Here is a 2,308-nt window from a genome sequence, read left to right as displayed (position 1 = left end):
CGCCTATAAATGCTATTACTAAATACTCCATTAAATTTTCCTTTTAAGTCCTGACTTTGCTCGCTCTTTAATATTTGTTTGAATATAAATTTGATCGGTAGTCGCAATTTTAGAATGACCTAAATCTTCTGATAAATGTTTAAGCGGTCTGGTTTGCGCATCATGTGTGGCACCAGTATGACGAAGCCAATGTGCAGTTGCAGCGCCAAGTTGTTCAGCATCATCTTTAAAACCATCATCAAGTAATGATTGCTGTGCATAATCAAAACTTTGTTGAACTAAACGCCTAATTTGCCTTACGGTCATACCACCTTGCCCGCGAATTTTATGAACCAAGGGATCTGATTCATCAACACGGGGAAGGGCAGGTAAACCTCTGTATAGTCTATAACGTTTTAAATATTCAACAAAATCATCGCTTAAGGTTACATCTCGTAATTTATTACCTTTGCCCATAATACGTAAAAACCAAAAACCATCATTATCTTGCCAAAAATGGGACATCACCGGCGACCATTGTGGGCGCTCAGATAATTCTGAGATTCGTAGATAAAGACCTTTTAAACATGCAAGCGTAAATAAGTTTCGCTCTAAATCAGGGTTATGTTCGCATAAATCACGCGTTACACCAAAAACGTATTCCCATTGAATATCGCTTAATGTGTCTGGAATTTGAATTTGTGATTGAACAACTAAGTACGGACTATTTTTTTTAACAACAGGGACAAAGTTAGCAAATGTTTTTTCTTCTAGTAAGGCAAACTTATAAAACACATTTAATGCTGTAAACATAGACGATAAAGTTTGCTGACTAGCAATGGATTCTTTAAGCATAAAAGGGCGCCAGTTTTGGTTTAATCGACGAATTCCTTGTTCATCTTTATAACGCCATTGCACTGAAGTTGCAGCCCATGCTTTATCGGGTTCGACCATAAAATCAACGTAAGCTTCAATATCTTCACGTTTTAAATCGAATACTGATTTTTCTGCTATTAACCATGACCATAAATAAAAGCGTTCAAGCTCATTTCGAAAACGACTATAAGTCGCTTCTGACTTTCGGCCATAAACATATAAAAACTGATACAAGAATGTCAGATCGGCTTTTGATTCAGTTACAGTCAAGCCAATTTCCTGTATAAAGGATGCAAGTTCTGGGTATTCTGAATTGAGAGTACCGTCATCTAGATGGGCAATTTGATATCTTAATTGTTTTAACGTATCAACCAAAGCAACAAGCATAATGTATAAATATTCAATTAAATAATAGACTTACAGAATAACGTCAAAGTCCGATACTGTCTAGTATTGGACATAGTAAAGTTCTAATTATTTTAATATCGTGATTATTCTATGGTTGTTGGTTGCTATATCTTATTAAGGAAAACATTATGAAAAAACTAATTATACTAAGTGTACTTGCTTTAACTGTTGCGTTAACTGGGTGTGCTACTACAGGTAGTGCATCGCCAAGCGAAAAACGTTCACTTGTACAAAGTATGAAAGCAAACACATTAGATAAATTATACGCTGAAAAACCTGATGTTAAAAAACAAATTGCTAACTCCGCTGGTTATGCTGTATTCGATAACGCAAATGTAAATGTAGTGCTTGCTAGCTTTGGCGGTGGTTACGGTGTTGTTAGAAATAATCTCACAGGTAAATCGACTTACATGAATATGGGCGAAGCCGGTTTAGGACTTGGTTTAGGCGTTAAAGATTTTAACGTTGTAATGGTTTTTCATAACCAAGCTGCACTAAATAGATTTATTGAACATGGTTGGGCATTTGGCGGAAACGCTGATGCAGCAGCAAAATATGAAGATAAAGGCGGTGCACTAGTTGCCGAAGCGATTGCAGATCAAGTTACTGTATATTCTGTAACCGAAAATGGCCTTGCACTACAAGCTGTATTAAAGGGAACTAAGTTTTGGGTTGATTCAGAGCTTAATTAACCACCAAATTACTCTCCTAAAAGCGAGCTGGTTTGTATAATCACGCTCGCTTTATTAAAACCCAACCAATTTAACATAACGTAATTTATGGGCTGTAATTAATAACGCTAATGCGTCCTCAATATGTTAGTGAATTCCAGTATCGCTATCTCAGCTAAGGAACATTAATCATGTAAAAAGCTATTAATGTGTACGATTACCCAGATAGAAATAACTATGGCACAATCTTATTATATTTATCGCATTAATGTTAAAAGCTTTTCGCTTTTTTAACCTTAAACTGTGATTGCTTTTTTTAATTGCTTTTTAAAATCATTACATGCATCTTCAAGTTCATCTAAATTTCTTTTAAA

At 35.4% G+C, this 2,308-nt stretch carries 2 protein-coding genes; one reads left to right on the top strand and one right to left on the bottom strand.

Annotation, left to right across the window (positions count from 1 at the left end):
* Nucleotides 1-30: 30 nt before the first annotated feature.
* Nucleotides 31-1,242, bottom strand: coding sequence for a tyrosine-type recombinase/integrase (locus GQR46_RS18845; RefSeq protein ID WP_007583195.1), 1,212 nt, complete (start codon nucleotides 1,240-1,242; stop codon nucleotides 31-33).
* A gap of 149 nt (nucleotides 1,243-1,391) precedes the next feature.
* Here GQR46_RS18845 and GQR46_RS18840 point away from each other — a divergent pair, with 149 nt between their 5' ends.
* The gene (locus GQR46_RS18840) at nucleotides 1,392-1,955 is read left to right on the top strand and encodes a YSC84-related protein (protein WP_007583197.1); all 564 of its coding nucleotides are present in this window, start codon (nucleotides 1,392-1,394) and stop codon (nucleotides 1,953-1,955) included.
* Nucleotides 1,956-2,308: the final 353 nt, after the last annotated feature.

This window comes from Pseudoalteromonas sp. Z1A6 (assembly GCF_011378745.1).
GTDB classification, from domain to species: domain Bacteria; phylum Pseudomonadota; class Gammaproteobacteria; order Enterobacterales; family Alteromonadaceae; genus Pseudoalteromonas; species Pseudoalteromonas arctica.
This window is presented reverse-complemented; position numbering and strand designations above follow the sequence as displayed.

Coding starts and splice junctions, on each gene's coding strand:
- GQR46_RS18840 (WP_007583197.1), top strand. CDS start 1,392: ATGAAAAAACTAATTATACTAAGTGTACTTGCTTTAACTGTTGCGTTA.
- GQR46_RS18845 (WP_007583195.1), bottom strand. CDS start 1,242: ATGCTTGTTGCTTTGGTTGATACGTTAAAACAATTAAGATATCAAATT.